This is a genomic window from Bradyrhizobium sp. USDA 4354, assembly GCF_054060315.1.
On the sequence record NZ_JBSSDC010000001.1, the window covers coordinates 3,546,890 to 3,564,367 of the forward strand.

The window sequence follows — 17,478 nt, forward strand, 5'->3', positions numbered from 1 at the left end:
AAACTGCGGGATGTTGGATAGCAAACATCGGTTTGGAAAAGTAATCGGGCATACTACGATGGCTGCTGGTCGTTCACGCGGGCTCAGAGAGAAACGTCTGGACGTGCGAGCACCCGCCGCATCGGTTTCGAGGGTGGCTATCGGCGCGACATGTGAGCCGCTTCGCTTCTTATCCGTGCGAAGATCGCTCGATCGAGGCGCCCGGCGAATCCCGATAAACCTTGGTATGCGCATTCCATCCGTTTCCATATTGGAGGTTTACTCGCGTACACTTGAGAGCGCGTTCAGCCTCATTCTAGTGTCGCGAAATAGGGGCAGGCGCAGATTGCGGATGCCAAGCATTTCGGGCGAGTCTCCAAATGGCTCGCCTGTCCACCGCATTCAGGGCGTGTCGAAGATGTATAAGAACCAGTGCGATCTGATGCCGCTCCGATGCGCCATCGATGAGGCCCCGCGCATCGATGGCATGCCGTCAGACGTCAAAACGTCGACAGCGATGCTGGCCGAGGCGAAAAAGCTCCGTGGTGCAGACAAGTTCTGGTTAGTTCAATCGCCGCGTCGGCATCGTCCGGCATATCGCGCTCAGGGCATTGGCCGGATGACGAGCGCGAACCATGCGATCGCTTCATCGCGAGCGAAGGCGCGAGGCGCGGTGCAGGCCAGAGGTGCCGAGCTCCGACGGGGCATAGCAGCGCATTTCAGTGTTGACCAGCGCTTTGGCGGGTAGCGAGTTCACGTGACCATCTCTGCTCTTAATTCCACTGGCGCAAGGAAGCCCGCCATGAACATTGCCGTATCCCGGACTGCGGAAGCTCCCTCTGCACGCGCTCAAGTGCAGTGGAGCCGTCGCTGGGAAAGCGAATTGCAGCTCACCGATCATGCCGAACTCGCCGAGTTCTTCCGCAAGAGTTACGGGCCGACCGGCGCGTTCAATGCGCAGCCATTTGAGGGCAACCGAAGTTGGGCCGGGGCGAGGCCTGAGGTCCGCATTATCGGTTACGACGCGCGCGGGGTAGCTGCTCATGTCGGGCTACTACGCCGCTTTATCAAGATCGGTGGGGTCGATCTGCTCGTTGCCGAACTGGGGTTATACGCGGTGCGTCCTGATCTTGAAGGGCTGGGAATCAGCCACGCAATGCGCGTGACGTATCCGATACTGCACGAGCTTGGGGTTCCATTCGGCTTCGGTACGGTTCGGCCTGCGCTTGAGAAACATATGACCCGACTGGTCAAAAGGCAGGGGCTCGCCACCCTTATGTCTGGCATTCGCGTCCGCTCCACGCATGCCGAGGTCTATCCCAATTTGTCGCCGACCCGCATCGAAGACGTGATCGTGGTGGTTTTCCCGGTCGGGCGCTCGATAAGCGAGTGGCCGGCCGGGACGATCATCGATCGGAACGGGGCTGAGCTGTGAAAGAGCGTTTCTCCCTATCTGCTGTCCGTTGCGACTACGCTGACGTGAGCGGAAGTCGCCCTGTCTATTTGACCTTTGACGATGGGCCAAATCCATTTTGCACGCCAGAGGTGCTCGATGTGCTGGCGCAACATCGGGTTCCGGCGACGTTCTTCGTGATTGGCACGTACGCGGCCGACCAACCTGAACTCATTCGACGAATGATTGCGGAAGGACATGAGGTTGCGAACCACACGATGACGCATCCGGATCTATCCAGATGCGGACCTGCGGAGGTACACGATGAAGTGCTGACGGCGAGCGAGGCGATCCGTTTGGCTTGCCCGCAGGCCTCGCCCAGGCACATGCGAGCACCTTACGGCATATGGACACAAGAGGTGCTCGCCATGTCAGCGAGAGCTGGTCTCACAGCTGTGCACTGGTCGGTCGATCCGAGAGATTGGTCCCGCCCCGGGGTTGATAGAATTGTGGATTCGGTACTGGCGAGCGTTCGCCCGGGTGCAATTGTGCTCCTGCACGACGGATATCCTCCTGATGAGGAGAGACTGTGCGCTGATGCCACGCTGCGTGATCAGACGACGATGGCGCTGTCATATCTGATCCCGGCCCTACAACGGCGCGGGTTTGTAATCCGTCCACTCCCTCAACTTCACTGAAACAAAAAACTGACACCCTATGGACCTGCTCGCTACAACCAGTGCTGTCGCCGTTTCGTCTTATGCGCTGCTCTCGACTGTCTACAAGAGCGCGCAAGCGCTTTATGCCCAGCCGACGATTAAGTCATCGCTGCAGGACAACCTGGGACAATCGGAGGTAGTCCTTCCCTCTGTAGACGTCATCGTGCCATGCTTCAACGAAGATCCAAACACGCTCGCCGAATGTCTGGAGTCGCTTGCGAGTCAAGACTACGCCGGAAAGCTACAAGTCTATGTGGTCGACGACGGATCTGCAAATCGCGACGTTGTCGCGCCAGTGCACGAAATCTATGCGAGAGATGCGAGATTCAGCATCATCTTGCTGGCAAACAACGTTGGAAAGCGCAAGGCGCAGATCGCTGCAATACGCAGCTCATCCGGGGACCTGGTGCTCAACGTCGACTCGGATACGATACTTGCTGCTGACGTTGTCACGAAGCTTGTATTAAAGATGCATGACCCGGAAGTCGGTGCGGCCATGGGTCAGTTGATAGCGAGCAATCGCAGCGAAAACTGGCTGACCAGGCTGATCGATATGGAATACTGGTTGGCGTGCAACGAAGAGCGCGCGGCACAGGCTCGTTTCGGTGCCGTCATGTGCTGCTGCGGCCCATGTGCCATGTATCGTCGTTCCGCGCTCGCCTTGCTTCTTGATCAATACGAAACGCAATTCTTTCGCGGGAAGCCGAGCGATTTCGGCGAGGATCGCCATCTAACGATCCTCATGCTCAAGGTGGGGTTTCGAACCGAATACGTCCCGGACGCGATCGCAGCGACAGTCGTCCCGGACAGCCTTGGCCCATATCTGCGTCAGCAACTCCGCTGGGCGCGCAGTACCTTTCGGGACACGTTTCTTGCATTACGCCTGCTGCCAGAACTCGATGGCTATCTGACGCTAGATGTTATCGGGCAAAATCTCGGCCCGTTGCTTCTCGCCCTTTCATCACTGGCTGCGCTCGCACAGCTCGTAATCGGCGGCTCTGTACCCTGGTGGACTGGATTGACGATTGCAGCAATGACAATGGTCCGGTGCAGTGTGGCAGCCCTTCGTGCTCGCGAACTGCGGTTTCTCGGCTTCTCGCTCCACACACCGATCAATATCTTTCTCTTACTTCCTTTGAAGGCCTATGCGCTTTGTACCTTGAGCAACAGCGATTGGCTATCGCGCAAGGTCGCCAATGTGCCGGCCGAAGGGGAAAAGAAGTCTGTCATCCTGCACCCGAATGCTGGACGAAGTGCTGCAAGTGTAGGGGGGAGGCCTAGTACAATTCGTAAGGCGGGGTTTTCGCACGGTCCATCAAGCTTGGCGGCGACGGACAGTGTTTGCGGCCGCGATCGTTCGACTGCCTACAAATAAGTGGTTGACTCATGACCTGGGACGCAAACCATCAGCTATTAGAGCGAGAGTTGGCTGTCGACGATCCATGGCGCCTCGACACTAGTTCGTTCGAGCAGGAGCGATACGCCCAAATGCTCCGGATGTCGCGTTGCAACGGAGATGTTGCGTATGCCCTCGAAGTAGGATGTGCAGCCGGCGCATTCACGGACATGCTGGCCCCGTTATGCGAACGACTCACCGTGGTCGATGTCATGCCGCAGGCGATCGAGCGAGCGCGGCTACGGACCAGGAAATGGTCACATATTACGTGGGTGACCTGCGACATTCAGCGGTTCTCGACCACTGAGCAGTTCGATTTGATTGTCGTGGCCGAGGTTCTTTACTTCCTCAAGGACATTGTCGAGATGCATGCGGCTATCCGCAACCTGGTGAGTATGCTTGCGCCAAATGGAGCGCTGATTTTCGGGTCCGCACGTGATGCCACGTGTCAACACTGGGGGCATGCTGCTGGTGCCGAAACGGTGATCGCTCTCTTAAACGAGAGCCTATCGGAGGTCGAGCGTCTGCACTGCCACACCGAGTCGGTCAACGAAGACTGCTTGATCGTCCGGTTCCGGAAGCCGGGTCACTCGTCAGAACAATCAAACGTCGGTCACTAGGCCAGGGGGGCGTATGCGCATCTGCGGCATCAAGTTAACACATGACGGGGCAATTGCTGTCGTCGAGGACGGGCGGCTTGTCTTTTGTACCGAGCAAGAGAAGCGCGGCAACAGTCCACGCTATCAATCAGTCGACAATCTCGATGCAGTTGTGCTCGCCTTGGCGGAGCATGGCCTGGATCCGCGGGATATCGATCAGTTCGTCATTGACGGCTGGGATGGGGAGATTGAGTCGCAGTTCCAGGTGCTAAGTGGAGCTGTGCCGATCGAGCTTAAAGGGGCGCCATATGTCGAGCGCCATGCTGAGGGCCTTCTTGATTCCGTCGACGGCTTTGGCCTGATCCTCGGAGGCAAGGTGTTTCCATATAAGAGCTATCCGCACGTTACGGGCCACGTCGCGTCAGCATATAGCACCAGTCCCTTCGCGAGCGCGGGAAAACCCGCGTTCTGTCTGGTATGGGACGGCTGCATCTTTCCACGTCTTTATTATGTCGAACCTCGGGGGGCACGGCTCATTGGATCCCTGTTTCCGATGATTGGCCATGCCTATGCTGCCGCGGGCCTTCACTTCGGGCCTTATAGACAGCCGAACCGCTCCAGTTGGGATTTGGGCATCGCCGGCAAGCTGATGGCCTACATCGCCCTTGGCTCTGTCGACGAAAGCATCGTGGCAGTGTTTCAGGAGCTCTATGAAAAGCGCTTCGCGGCCGACACGGAGCAGGCTCGTCGCTACCGCGCTGATATCAACAATGCCGAATCGTCTCTTGCAGCTATGCACGACTTCTTCGAGGCAAGCGCATTGCGCCTGACGGCCAAGCGAGCGGAGAACGTCCTTGCGTCGTTTCATGTGTTCGTGGAACGTCTTCTCGTCAAGGAAATGGCGATGGTTCTGCTGCGACACTCGTCGCTTCCGGGAGCGCGAAATCTATGTGTCGCCGGAGGTTGCGGTCTCAATATCAAGTGGAACAGCGCGCTTCGTGCGACAGGATTGTTCGATGATGTCTGGGTGCCGCCGTTTCCGAATGACAGCGGCTCGGCAATCGGCGCCGCTTGCGGTGCGATGGCGGCGCAAAATGGCTTCGGGGCATTGGAATGGTCAGTCTACAGTGGTCCGGCCCTGCAGGACAGCGAGCTTCCGTCGGGCTGGGAGGCCGCCTCCTGCAATCTGCGTGAACTTGCGGCGATTCTCGCCGACAACAAGCCGATCATCTTTCTTTCCGGGCGCGCCGAGCTTGGGCCACGCGCGTTGGGCGGCAGAAGCATTCTTGCAGCCCCGACCTCCCCGGCAATGAAAGATCATCTCAACGACATTAAGCGTCGCGAGCACTTCCGGCCGGTGGCGCCGATCTGTCTGGAGGATCGGGCGCCGGAGATCTTCAGCCCAGGTACGCCAGATCCTTACATGCTGTTCGATCACCAGACCCGGGCGGAATGGCGCGACAAGGTCCCCGCTGTAGTCCATCTTGACGGCTCGGCGCGGCTGCAGACAATCTCCCGTAACTCTCCGCACAAAATCGCCGCGCTTCTCGTCGAGTTTGAGCAACTCACGGGCATTCCGCTGCTCTGCAACACGAGCGCCAACCTCCACGGACGGGGATTCTTCCCGGATGCTGCGGCGGCCTGCCAGTGGGGACGTGTCGAGCATGTGTGGTGCGACGGCCTGCTCTGGACCAAAACAGTCGTTAAGAAGCCATCGTCTGCGGAACGACTTCTGTCAGCCTAAGATGAACATGTCCACGGTAGCGATCGACCTTGCCGGCGTGAAAAAGTCATTTGGCGACAAGGTCATCGTCAATGAACTGTCGTTCTCGGTTGCGCGCGGAGAATGCTTTGGTCTGCTTGGGCCAAATGGAGCTGGCAAAAGTACGATTGCGCGTATGCTCCTCGGCATGATTTCGCCGGACGGAGGCAAGATTACGGTCCTCAATGAGCCGGTGCCTTCCCGCGCTCGTTTAGCGCGTGTGCGCATCGGTGTGGTGCCGCAGTTCGATAACCTTGAACTCGAGTTCACCGTGCGAGAGAACCTGCTTGTGTTTGGCCGCTATTTCGGCATGAGCGCTCGCAGGATCGAGGCGGTCGCGCCCTCGCTGCTTGAGTTTGCGCGCCTCGAAAGCAAGGCGGACGTGCGCGTCTCCGAGTTGTCCGGTGGCATGAAGCGGCGGCTGACGCTGGCGCGTGCCCTGATTAATGATCCACATCTACTTGTGATGGACGAGCCGACGACTGGTCTGGATCCTCATGCACGCCACCTGATTTGGGAACGCCTGCGGGTTCTGCTTGCACGTGGCAAGACGATCCTCTTGACCACTCACTTCATGGAAGAGGCCGAACGCTTGTGCGATCGGCTGTGCGTGCTTGAGAGTGGATGCAAGATCGCCGAAGGCAAGCCTGACGCCTTGATTGATGAGCATATTGGCTGCAACGTCATTGAAATCTATGGGGGGGATCCACATCAGCTCTGCGAGCTGATCAGGCCGTATGCGCGGCACATCGAAGTGAGTGGAGAGACTCTCTTTTGCTATGCGCCATATCCGGAGCAGGTACGCGTGAAACTGCGCGGGCGAGCGGGCCTTCGTATTCTGCAGCGCCCGCCGAATCTCGAAGACGTCTTTTTGCGGCTCACCGGGCGCGAGATGGAGAAGTGAGCGATGGCTGAAAGCTATGCGGCGGTAATGCCCGCTAACGCGTACAACTGGATCGCGGTATGGCGTCGGAACTTTCTGGCATGGAAGAAAGCCGCACTTGCATCGATTCTGGGCAACCTAGCAGATCCTATAACCAATCTTCTTGGCCTCGGCTTTGGCCTTGGGCTGATCGTGGGGCGCGTTGAGGGGACGTCGTACATCGCGTTTCTGGCGGCTGGCATGGTCGCGACTAGCGCCATGACGTCTGCGACCTTTGAAACCATGTATGCAGCCTTTGCGCGCATGGATGCCAAGCGCACCTGGGAAGCGATCCTCTCTACTCAGCTCACGCTTGGCGATATCGTTCTGGGTGAACTGGTGTGGGCGGCCAGTAAGTCCGTTCTGGCGGGAACAGCGATCGGGATCGTCGCTGCCACGCTGGGTTATGCATCCTGGCCATCCATTCTGTATGCGATGCCAACAATCGCCCTTACTGGCCTTGTCTTCGCCAGCCTGGCGATGGTCGTCATATCTCTTGCGCCAAGTTACGATTACTTCGTGTTTTACCAGACACTTGTCCTCACTCCTATGGTGTTTCTGTGTGGCGCAGTCTTTCCGATGAGCCAACTGCCCGGCTCATTTCAGCACTTCGCCGGCTTGTTGCCGCTCGCACATTCGGTCGACCTTATTCGCTCGGCGATGCTTGAGCGCGGCGCCGACAGTATTGCCCTGCACGTCGGTGCGCTTTGCGTTTACGCGGTATTGCCCTTTTTCGTGTCGACAGCACTGTTTCGGCGCCGCCTGCTGCGTTGACGTGAGTTGAGCGATAACGGAGAAACTCAAATCGATGCAGGGTCACGATACTTTCTGCGGTAGCTCGGGAAGACCTGGTCTGTCACAGCAGTTGCTGAATGGCCTTAAGAGAGCCGCGATCGAGCCAGGTCTACCTGTTCAGTCGATTGGTGCGGACGCCAGCACAGTTATTTTCTGAGCGCCTGTGCTAGCCGCCGAGACGGACTTTGAAAGATACTGGTTGTGCCGTCTGGCCCGCGCAGCCGACGGAGCGTGACTGTACAGATTAGATAAATGGAACGGCAGTTGGCCTTCCCGTCATCATCGAATGGAGAATGAGATGTTGTGCCTGGGAGTTAGTGGCGGTCTTGACCGAATCTATGAAAGCTCGCCGGAGCTGCCGAATACATTTCTTCACGATGGCGCTGCGGTTCTTGTGAGGGATGGCCGCGTGATCGCTGCTGTCGAAGAGGAGCGCCTCAATCGCGTTAAGCACTCCAACAAGTTCCCGAGCAAGTCGATCCGATACTGCCTTTCCACCGCAGGGGTTTCGCTCGGTGAGATCGACCGTATCGCGTTCTACGCGACCGAAGCCTACTGCAATACCATGCTCGAGCGCCTTTCTGTTTCTCAGCCCGTTCCGTTGGACGCCAAACTGTTGCTGCGGCAGTTGCTGGCACGGGAGTTCGGCGCCGAGATCGATCCGTCCCGGCTTTCCTTCGTGAATCACCACGAGGCGCATGCCGTGAGCGCGTTTGCCATGTCTGGGTTCGAGCAAAGTCTCGTTTTTACGATCGACGGCGGTGGCGATTTTCTCTCGGGCTTATTGGCGGTGGGGTCTGGCACCGAAATTGCGCAACTTGCAAGCTTCCCGGAAAGTAACTCTCTGGGGCTGTTCTATCTCGAGACGATCCGATATCTCGGCTACGGGTTGTTCGACGAGTACAAAGTGATGGGGCTTGCCCCATACGGTGATCCCGCTCCCTATCGCGAACTCTTCGCGCAGTTCTACGAGTTGTTGGACAACGGTGGCTATCGCGTTCACCTGGATCGAATCGGTCCGGCCCTGGTCCGCAACATCGATGTTCGGCGAAAAGGAATGCCGTTTACCCAACAGCATCGAGATGTCAGCGCTTCGCTGCAGGAAGCGCTGGAGCGGATCGTGTTTCACATCCTGCGCCACTATCGCGAAGCGACGGGCATGACTCGCTTGTGCCTGGCTGGGGGTGTAGCCCATAATTGTACGCTGAACGGCAAGCTGCTTTATTCCGGGCTATTTGACGACATCTTTGTCCAACCCGCGGCGCACGACGCCGGTTGCGCTCTCGGCGCTGCATTGATGATGTCCAACGAGCTGGGCAGGCCAGCGCCGCGCGAGCGACTGCCGGACGTTTATTGGGGGCCCGATCTCGGGAACGAGCAAGCCGTTGAGCAAGAGCTCAACGCATGGTCAGGGCACCTCGACATTCAACGAAGTGATGACATAGCATCCAGTGCGGCGGACTGGATGGCAAATGGCGCTGTAATCGGCTGGGTTCAGGGCCGGTCTGAGTTCGGCCCACGTGCGCTTGGTAACCGCAGCATTCTTGCGGACCCGCGGCCTGCGGAGAACAAAGACCGCATCAACGCGATGGTCAAGAAGCGTGAGGGCTATCGTCCGTTTGCGCCATCTGTACTGGAGGAGGATGCGAGCGAGTTCTTTGAGTTCCCGGACGGCAGGCGGCAGCTCCCCTTCATGAACTTCGTGGTTCGTGTGCGTGAAGCCAAGCGTAACGTGCTCGGTGCGATCACGCACGTTGATGGGACTGCTCGGCTGCAGACAGTATCGCGCAAGACAAACCCCACCTATTGGGATGTAATTAATGCGTTCAAGAGGCGAACCGGCATCCCGGTTCTTCTGAATACGTCATTTAACAACAACGCGGAGCCGATCGTGGAGTCCGTTTCAGATGCGATCACCACGTTCTTGACGACTGACCTAGACGGACTTGTTGTTGGGCCTTTCCTCGTTAGGAAGCGGGCAGCATCCCTGCAGGATTGGAGTGCACTGGGCGTTTCATTGCCGCCGTATGCATCCCTTCATCGTGTTCGCTCCCACACGGCGCCAGATCGTCAGGAAACGGTCTGCGAGATCCGCACGGGACATTCCGGCCGCGACAGTATGCGTATCTCTTATGAGCTTTTCGAGATCTTGATGCGGATCGAGGGCGAGGCGTCGCTCGGCTCGCTTCTCGACGCAACCGTGCTGGGCCAGGGCAAGCGTGAAGATCTCGTGAAGGAATTGCGGCTCGTGTGGGAGCTGCGGGGCGTCCGCCTGCATCCGCCGCGCGCGGCTTGCGGCCGCAATAAACTGCAAAGCGAAACATAGCCGGAGCTCAGAGCATGGCCATGCTTATGCCTGCATGTGAGGAGGCCAGGCCATCCGACGCACAGGGGTCATCGGCCATCCGACTGAAATCGGCACGTCGACGCAACACCGCTGAAGAAAGACGGAAAGTGTTGAGAGAACGCGGCCCATCACGGAAAGCGCTGCTATGAAGTTCTACCGACGCAGCTCGCCGGCACCGCGATTTCAGACCATGACGCCGGACAAGATGATACGTGAGATGTCTGCAACGACGTCTCTTGTCCAACCAGGAGCCCGGGAAGAGGCAATGCAGATGCTTAGCGGTTCGAGGAATGAACGGTTCGTGGTTTCCCGGCGACGTACGGGGTTCGGCGACTGCCTGTGGTCACTGGCGGCTGCCTGGCGTTTCGCAAAGCAGACAGGACGGACGCTAGCGATCGATTGGCGGGGATCTTGCTATCTCGATGAGCCATCCACCAACGCCTTTCCAGTCTTCTTCGAACCGGTTCAAGACATTGCTGGCGTGCGGGTGATTTGCGACGACAAGATCAATCAGTGTTCATTTCCGGGACCATTCTTCCCGACATGGTGGAACAAGCCATCCATCGATTGCGTCTATCGCCCGGACGAGCAGATTTTCCGGGAGCGCGACGAACTCGATCAACTGTTCCAAAGTCGGAAAGATAGTGACGCTAACACGGTTGTGTGTGATGCGTGCCTGATGTGGCGCTGCGATCAGGAGGCCGAACGCGAGATCTTTCGGAGCATCAAGCCACGACCTGAAATTCAGGCTCGGATTGATGCTATCTACCAGGAGCACTTTGAGCCGTACAGCGTAATCGGCATTCATGTCCGGCATGGCAACGGCGAGGATATTATGGGGCATGCTCCCTACTGGGCCGACCCGGAGCGCGCCTTGCGACAGGTCTGTAATGCTATTGAAAAGGCCAGTGGTTTACGTCACGCAAAACCCGTGAGGGCTTTCCTGTGCACGGACAGCGCGCTCGTCCTTGAGAAGGTGTCGACTTTATTTCCTGATGTTTTCGCGATCCCAAAACGATTCCAGGCGCATCAGGCTGGCCCATTGCACAACGCCGCGCTCGGAGCCGAAGGCGGCTTTTCCGCCCTCATCGAAATGTATCTCCTCGCGCGCTGCGACACCGTGATCCGTTTTCCCCCGACGAGCGCCTTCACGCGCTATGCGCGTCTCTTTGCCCCACGCGTTATAGAATTCGATTTGAACGAGCCGAGCCGCTTGATCCTGATTGAAGAAACCTCACAAGAGCTCGCGGCTTCATGAAAGTCGTAGCCCGCTTGATCGATCTGATTGCCGCTCTTTGCATTCAACAATACTGGCAGTTGTTTTCCGGGCGGCAATTGTCTGCCCAAAGCGATGCTTTGCCGCGAACTTCCACCGGAGAAAACGATGCGGCAGCCGAATGCCTTCCGCTGAAGCGCGACGTCGACAACAATGGACCTTAACGTGCTGCCGCCACGTTAAACAGGTGGAATACGCCTTCGTCTTTTCGCCTCGGGCGGATCCGCAAGTCGAAGCTAATCGGTGGTCGATCGCGGATGAACATGTCGAAAGGTGTTTCGCTCAGCCGGCGAGTTCCGTCGTGGCGGTCGGGCATTCGTTGGTGGCGACGGGCGCTCTCAAGATCCACTATTTTGGGCTAAACATTCAGTACGTCAGGTTCTGGTCCGGAATCAATCCGGCCGGCGCTGTGCCAGTGCTGGACACAGCAGAGCAGGGCGCTATGAAAACAGCGTTAGTTGCGGACGAATCTAACGTACGAAGCTACTAACGTCAGTTTTCGAGTTGACGCCGCTACTGGCCGCGGCCGCTATCCTGATCCAGCGTTGCGTCGACGAGAGGCGCTGGCCATCCGCTCGTTCTTCCAGTCGTGCGAGGAAAGAGAGCGCGGCTCGTAGCTTTGTCTTGACGCAGGCGAGTGTGCTCGCGACATTACGTAGGTGATGCACCATTGCTGTCACAAAGCACACGGACCGTGTCTTGAACTCGCCAGACATTCCGCGTGCGCGACATTAGGACGCAAAACGGGAGCGGATTTACGTGCATCGTAGTGGCACAAACCCTGCTACGCGTGCGCCGGCGCAACAGGAGAGGAGGCGGGCGTGGGTCTCGATCTGCCAAATGACGATCTGATCAGAGGCCCGGTGCCCGAGACACACTTGGGTTGCCCCTTTGACGCCGATAAAGCCCGTGTTCATCGCGGAGAACAGAAGGCGATGTTGCTGACCGGGGCATCGCGCGGAATTGGTCATGCCACGGCCAAGCTGTTCTCCGAGGCGGGCTGGCGCATCATTTCTTGCGCGCGCCAACCGTTCGACGGCGAGCGATGCCCCTGGGAGGCAGGAAACGAGGATCATGTCCAGGTCGACCTCAGCAATCATCGAATGCTGCCGCGCGCGATCACTGAGGTCAAGAAACGCTTGGCCGGTGCACCTCTGCACGCGCTAGTGAACAATGCCGGTGTCTCGCCGAAAACGCCCGCTGGCGATCGGATGACGTCGTTGACGACGTCAATCGAGACTTGGATGAGGGTGTTCCATCTCAATCTGGTGGCCCCGATCCTGCTGGCGCAGGGTTTGTTTGACGAGCTAAGAGCCGCGTCAGGGTCGATCGTGAATGTGACTTCGATTGCGGGCTCGCGGGTGCACCCGTTTGCGGGCAGTGCCTATGCCACGTCTAAGGCTGCGCTTGCGAGCCTCACGCGCGAAATGGCCCACGATTATGCGCCGCATGGCATTCGCGTGAATGCGATCGCGCCCGGCGAGATCAGGACGGACATGTTATCGCCCGACACAGAAGCGCGTCTCGTGCCAAGTATCCCTCTTCGCAGAGTGGGAACCCCGGATGAAGTGGCCAAGGTCATCTTCTTCCTGTGCTCGGATGCGGCGAGCTATGTCACGGGGGCCGAGGTGCCGATCAATGGTGGGCAACATCTGTGAATCGGCCGACCTTGGCGACGCAGCTGACTTGAGCTGCAGCAGCGGTACTTATGTTCTCCGCTGACGACGCGCACGCAATCCGAAAAAATGAAATGAAGGCACACCGTAAGTTTACCGTCGTGCCATGAAAAGGTACTACGGTTCTATGTCATCTCGTCAACACTTGGCGTTAGATCGAGAGTGACATGCAAAACGAAGCTCGCCAACCAGGACAAGGTACCAGGGAGGATGATCAGGAGAACGGAGCCCGCCTCATGCTGGATATACCTTCCTCACGTGAAAGACCTGCCTTGCAACCTGAGCCGGAGGGTAAGCTCTCGGGGGAGCCGTTGCGTGAGAGCGCGCTGACTGGCATCTTCGAAATATCGAAAATGCTCACCGCTCCTTGTCGGCTCGAAGTCACGTTGGCCAACGTTGTTGGTCTTCTGCAGTCGTTTGTGCAGATGCGACACGGCATCGTCTCACTGGTCGATGACGACGGCATGCCGGACATTACAGTGGGCGCCGGCTGGAGCGAAGGCAGCGACGAACGTTACCGGATGCGACTGCCGCGGAAGGCAATCGAGCAGATCATCGCGACGGACAGGCCTCTTGTCGTCGAGAACGTGGCCGCCGAGCCGGTATTCAGCGCTGCCGACCGGGAAGTGCTCGGCGCCTCTGATGATGTGCCAGTGTCGTTCATCGGGGTTCCGATTCGTATTGATCCGAAGGTCGTGGGTACGCTGACGATCGACCGTATTCGGGACGATAGGTCGAGTCTCGGGCTCGAGTACGATGCGCGACTGCTCGCCATGATCGCCAACCTGGTGGGACAAACAGTGAAGTTACATCGCTTGTTCGCCTGCGATCGCGAACGACTGATGGCGGAGAAAGACCGGCTACAAAAGCAAGTACTAGAGCTCAGGCAACCCGCTCGGGAGCGCAAGAAGCTACACGCCCATGGGATCATTGGCGACAGTCCGGCGCTGCGCGGGCTGCTCGAGAAGATTGCGGTTGTAGCCAGATCTAACAGCACGGTTCTGCTGCGTGGCGAATCCGGTACCGGAAAGGAACTCGTAGCCAAGGCCATTCACGAATCATCGTCCCGCGCCAGGCGCCCGTTCGTTAAGCTGAATTGCGCCGCGCTTCCTGAGACCGTCCTAGAATCTGAATTATTTGGTCATGAGAAAGGCGCTTTTACCGGTGCGTTCAGCTCGCGCAAGGGTCGCTTCGAACTCGCTGACAAAGGAACGCTGTTTCTTGACGAGATCGGCGAGATCTCAGCTCCGTTCCAGGCGAAGTTGCTGCGCGTTCTGCAAGAGCAGGAGTTCGAGCGCGTCGGCAGCAACCAAACCGTTAAGGTCGATGTTCGAGTGATAGCTGCGACCAACAAGAACCTTGAAGAGGCTGTCGCCAGAAGCGAGTTCCGCGCGGACCTTTACTACCGCATCAGTGTAGTTCCATTACTGTTGCCACCGCTGCGCGAAAGACGCAGTGATATTCCGCTGCTTGCCAGGGAGTTCCTCAGAAATTTCAATAACGAGAACGGCCGTACGCTGACCTTGGAGGCGAGTGCGATCGATGTACTGATGAACTGCGGCTTTCCGGGAAATGTCCGCGAACTCGAGAACTGCATCGAGCGGACAGCGACGTTGTGCGCCGGATCATCGATCGTGAGAAGTGACTTTGCATGCTGCCACGGACAGTGCCTTTCTGCGATGCTGTGGAAAGGCAAGTCGGACGAGAGACCAGACCAGCCTGCACCCATGCCATCGGCGCCCGCAAAGTCCACCATTCCGCTAGCTCAAGCGACCCAGCCGGCCCAGGAGTCTGTCGGCGGCGAACTGGCCTCACTGGGGCCTCCCGGCACAGTTCTCGTTAGTGGCGCGAAGATGGCCGATCGCGAACGGGTCATTGCGGCCATGGAAAAATCTGGCTGGGTGCAGGCAAAAGCAGCGCGCCTGCTCGGACTAACGCCGCGCCAGATTGGCTACGCGCTAAGAAAATATGGAATCGAGATAAAGCGGTTCTGAACGACGACATTGGTCGGAACTGCTACTGCCAAATCGCTATATGAGGACGATCTCCGATAGGCAATCTCATCGCAATCTGAAGGGAATGGGTCCGCCCTCGGCGGTGACTTGGCCACGAGCGAAACCACCCCGCCCGCTTGCGAGGCTGCTGTCGCAAGGCGGCGCTCACCTGGTTCGGTGAGAGATGGACCTGCGCGCCATGACATACAGAGCGTCACCTGCGGGCCATGCAAGCGCGAACCGTCAGTTGCGTCTAACAGCGCTACCATGCCTATCCGTCGATCAAGATCGGACTAGTGAGCGGCAATGCTCATTGACCATCACCGGTCCGCCGCCCGCTCGTGATTAGCGGCGGTAATGTGTCGCAAGCTGTCCTCGCGTCACTCAGCTGGCGTGCCCTGCGGAATAGCGCTGTCGCAGCCCCGACCTGTGTCGGCATTCGTTCGTCAGGAAGAGCGGCCTTGAGGGCGCATCACTCGTCTAAGCCTCTGTGATGGCAAGCCGATTTCAAGAGGGCGGCGATGGTACAACACTTGCTGTCCTCTTCGCAGCTGTCGCAACTTTTGGAGCAACACCGTGCACAATGTCGTCTGCATCAAACAGGTTCCGGACTCGGCGCAGATCCGCGTGCACCCCGTGACCAATACAATCATGCGTCAGGGAGTGCCGACTATCATCAACCCATATGACCTCTTCGCGCTCGAGGCCGCGCTGGAGCTGCGCGATCGGTTCGGCGGCGAAATTACCGTGCTTACAATGGGACCGCCATCGGCGGAAGATTCCTTGCGAAAGGCGCTAACTTATGGCGCCGATCGCGCCGTCCTACTCACCGATCGCTGCTTTGCGGGCTCCGACACCCTGGCCACAACGTATGCACTTGCAACAGCGATCCGAAAAATTGGTAAGGAATATGGCCCGACAAACCTCATTTTTACGGGAAAGCAGACCATCGACGGCGATACGGCGCAGGTTGGGCCCGGCATAGCAAAGCGGCTGGGCGTGCTGCAGCTAACCTACGTTGCGAAGGTCAGATCCCTAGATCTTGCCGCCCATACAATTGAAGCAGAACGACGCTCCGAAGGTGGTGTCCAGGTGCTGCACACCAGGCTGCCTTGTCTCATCACCATGCTGGAGGCAACGAATCAGATTCGGCGCGGCGCGATGGCGGATGCCTTGCGTGCCGCACGTGCCCAAATCGTGAAATGGAGCGCGCACGATGCCGGTGTCGAAGACATTTCTAAATGCGGCCTCAAGGGCTCGCCGACCGTCGTCAAGCGAGTGTTCGCTCCCTCTGCGCGGGCTGAGAAGGCGGCGCTGGTTGAGGCCGCCGAGCAACCGGCGCAGGCATTGATAGACGCTATTTTCAAGCATCAACCGAAGCTCGAAGCCGATCTTGCGGCACTTGTCCGTGACGCTTGATCTAGAGAGTCCTGGCAACGATAGATCGAAACGGTCCAAGGATGTACCAACACCAAGAGGCACCCGCGTTTGTGAGCGCGCAAGATGTAGCTAGGCATCTCAGCCCGCGACCTGCGTTTTTTGGTCCATGGCGTTCTTCGATTGCTCGCGATCACCTGGGACCACATGTTCCCTAGACCACGTTATGGCCTCGATCGATGCCAGGAGTTGGCCGCGATTGTCAGGCGCATCGACAAAGGGCTGCGCATGCGTCCAGATCCCACTGTATGGTCGTGTTCGACGGCTTTGAGGCCAGTGCTTCGGCGTGGTTGTCACGCGCGAAGACGGTATACGGTCAGCGACCGCGATCACTATGCTAGCCCCGAACGCCCAAAGCGCTGTTGCGCTGTTCAGGGGCGCGAAGCCCACCTATATGGCACCTTGGGACCAATCTCCGCAATTCAACAGCCCTATACCCGTTGTGAGTGGCGGCTGGCTCTTCCCCGTTTGGTTTCTAACGGCCGTGCAAGGATTGTCAGGTTCAATACACTTGCAAAGAGGATTCGGTCGCTAGCATTTTGTCAATGTGTTCGGAATTTGCGGAGTGAGTGCACGAGTTGGCACGGTGATTGCTGTAAACGTTCAAGAAGACGGCGTGGCGGCGCTCGCAAACGCGAAACCTAGCGGCGGTCTCTTTGAGAAGCTCGTGCCGGCCAGCAGCCGGCATTTCGCGCAGCTTGCGGCCCAAGGCCTCAAGAGCCAGATAGATGCGGATAGTCCTTGCAATGCTGTATCAAGCTCACAGTGGTTCGATGAACTGGCAGGAGCAGCAACCGCGGGGGCTTGATCCATTCACGACAGATCGCGAAAGCTGGAAGCGCCCGGGCGACCAGACACGCCACTCGCGCGTGTGACGTTAGCCTCCCGATGGCGTGCGCGGCGCAATATCTCACCATGAATCTGCAAGCGAATGCTGGCCATGCGGAACATTCGAGGCATCGAACTGCTCGTGGACCGGAATCCGACTGGATCGCCGCCACTCAATTAATGACCGCGATCCCTTCGATGCGCGTGAGCAGGACTGAGCATGCCGCTGTCTGCTACCGCGACGGTGGCCACCAGGAATTTCGCCTGGATGGTGAACGCGATCACAAGCCCATCGAAACCAACGAACGCGCGGCTGCCAATAGTTGGCCCGAACATGAAGTTGCCTCGTTAAGGA

The 17,478-nt window shown here is 58.2% G+C and carries 15 protein-coding genes; 14 read left to right on the forward strand and 1 reads right to left on the reverse strand.

The genetic code is table 11. The annotated features are described in order from the left end of the window. Nucleotides 1-331: 331 nt before the first annotated feature. The 14 genes from ACVIIV_RS16385 (at nt 332) to ACVIIV_RS16450 (ending at nt 16,277) form a co-directional block, all read left to right on the forward strand. A complete protein-coding gene (locus ACVIIV_RS16385) occupies nt 332-727 on the forward strand; it encodes a hypothetical protein (protein ID WP_456745074.1) in 396 nt (131 codons plus the stop codon). Nucleotides 728-781: 54 nt separating this feature from the next. Then, complete coding sequence (locus tag ACVIIV_RS16390) at nt 782-1,414, forward strand: NodA family N-acyltransferase (protein WP_456745075.1); 633 nt, start codon at nt 782-784, stop codon at nt 1,412-1,414. Continuing rightward, nucleotides 1,411-2,070: a chitooligosaccharide deacetylase NodB gene (gene nodB / locus ACVIIV_RS16395; RefSeq protein ID WP_456745076.1), complete on the forward strand. Its 660-nt coding sequence runs from the start codon at nt 1,411-1,413 to the stop codon at nt 2,068-2,070. Before ACVIIV_RS16390 ends, nodB begins: the two co-directional genes overlap by 4 nt. A gap of 19 nt (nt 2,071-2,089) precedes the next feature. After that, entirely contained in the window at nt 2,090-3,466 is a 1,377-nt protein-coding gene (gene nodC / locus ACVIIV_RS16400) for a chitooligosaccharide synthase NodC (RefSeq protein WP_456745077.1), read from the forward strand. Nucleotides 3,467-3,477: 11 nt separating this feature from the next. Beyond that, complete coding sequence (nodS, locus tag ACVIIV_RS16405) at nt 3,478-4,107, forward strand: nodulation methyltransferase NodS (protein WP_456745078.1); 630 nt, start codon at nt 3,478-3,480, stop codon at nt 4,105-4,107. 13 nt (nt 4,108-4,120) lie between these two features. Further along, nucleotides 4,121-5,830, forward strand: a complete 1,710-nt coding sequence (nodU, locus tag ACVIIV_RS16410) for a nodulation protein NodU (protein ID WP_456745079.1) — start codon at nt 4,121-4,123, stop codon at nt 5,828-5,830. Between the two features lies 1 nt (nt 5,831). Then, nucleotides 5,832-6,752 (forward strand): nodulation factor ABC transporter ATP-binding protein NodI, encoded by a 921-nt coding sequence (nodI, locus tag ACVIIV_RS16415; RefSeq protein ID WP_456745080.1) that lies wholly within the window; start codon nt 5,832-5,834, stop codon nt 6,750-6,752. 3 nt (nt 6,753-6,755) lie between these two features. After that, nucleotides 6,756-7,544 (forward strand): ABC transporter permease, encoded by a 789-nt coding sequence (locus ACVIIV_RS16420; protein ID WP_456745081.1) that lies wholly within the window; start codon nt 6,756-6,758, stop codon nt 7,542-7,544. Between the two features lie 319 nt (nt 7,545-7,863). Continuing rightward, entirely contained in the window at nt 7,864-9,891 is a 2,028-nt protein-coding gene (locus ACVIIV_RS16425) for a carbamoyltransferase family protein (protein WP_456745082.1), read from the forward strand. Between the two features lie 166 nt (nt 9,892-10,057). Beyond that, on the forward strand, nt 10,058-11,170 hold the full coding sequence (locus ACVIIV_RS16430; protein WP_456745083.1) for a nodulation protein NodZ: 1,113 nt from the start codon (nt 10,058-10,060) through the stop codon (nt 11,168-11,170). Further along, on the forward strand, nt 11,167-11,352 hold the full coding sequence (locus tag ACVIIV_RS16435) for a hypothetical protein (protein WP_456745084.1): 186 nt from the start codon (nt 11,167-11,169) through the stop codon (nt 11,350-11,352). Before ACVIIV_RS16430 ends, ACVIIV_RS16435 begins: the two co-directional genes overlap by 4 nt. Before the next feature lie 657 nt (nt 11,353-12,009). Next, nucleotides 12,010-12,846, forward strand: a complete 837-nt coding sequence (locus ACVIIV_RS16440) for an SDR family NAD(P)-dependent oxidoreductase (protein WP_456745085.1) — start codon at nt 12,010-12,012, stop codon at nt 12,844-12,846. A gap of 185 nt (nt 12,847-13,031) precedes the next feature. Then, nucleotides 13,032-14,858 (forward strand): nif-specific transcriptional activator NifA, encoded by a 1,827-nt coding sequence (nifA, locus tag ACVIIV_RS16445; RefSeq protein WP_456745086.1) that lies wholly within the window; start codon nt 13,032-13,034, stop codon nt 14,856-14,858. Between the two features lie 576 nt (nt 14,859-15,434). Beyond that, the gene (locus tag ACVIIV_RS16450) at nt 15,435-16,277 is read left to right on the forward strand and encodes an electron transfer flavoprotein subunit beta/FixA family protein (RefSeq protein WP_456745087.1); all 843 of its coding nucleotides are present in this window, start codon (nt 15,435-15,437) and stop codon (nt 16,275-16,277) included. Between the two features lie 1,023 nt (nt 16,278-17,300). On the opposite strand, the gene ACVIIV_RS16455 is transcribed toward ACVIIV_RS16450, so the two are convergent. Continuing rightward, nucleotides 17,301-17,459, reverse strand: coding sequence for a hypothetical protein (locus ACVIIV_RS16455; RefSeq protein WP_456745088.1), 159 nt, complete (start codon nt 17,457-17,459; stop codon nt 17,301-17,303). Nucleotides 17,460-17,478: the final 19 nt, after the last annotated feature.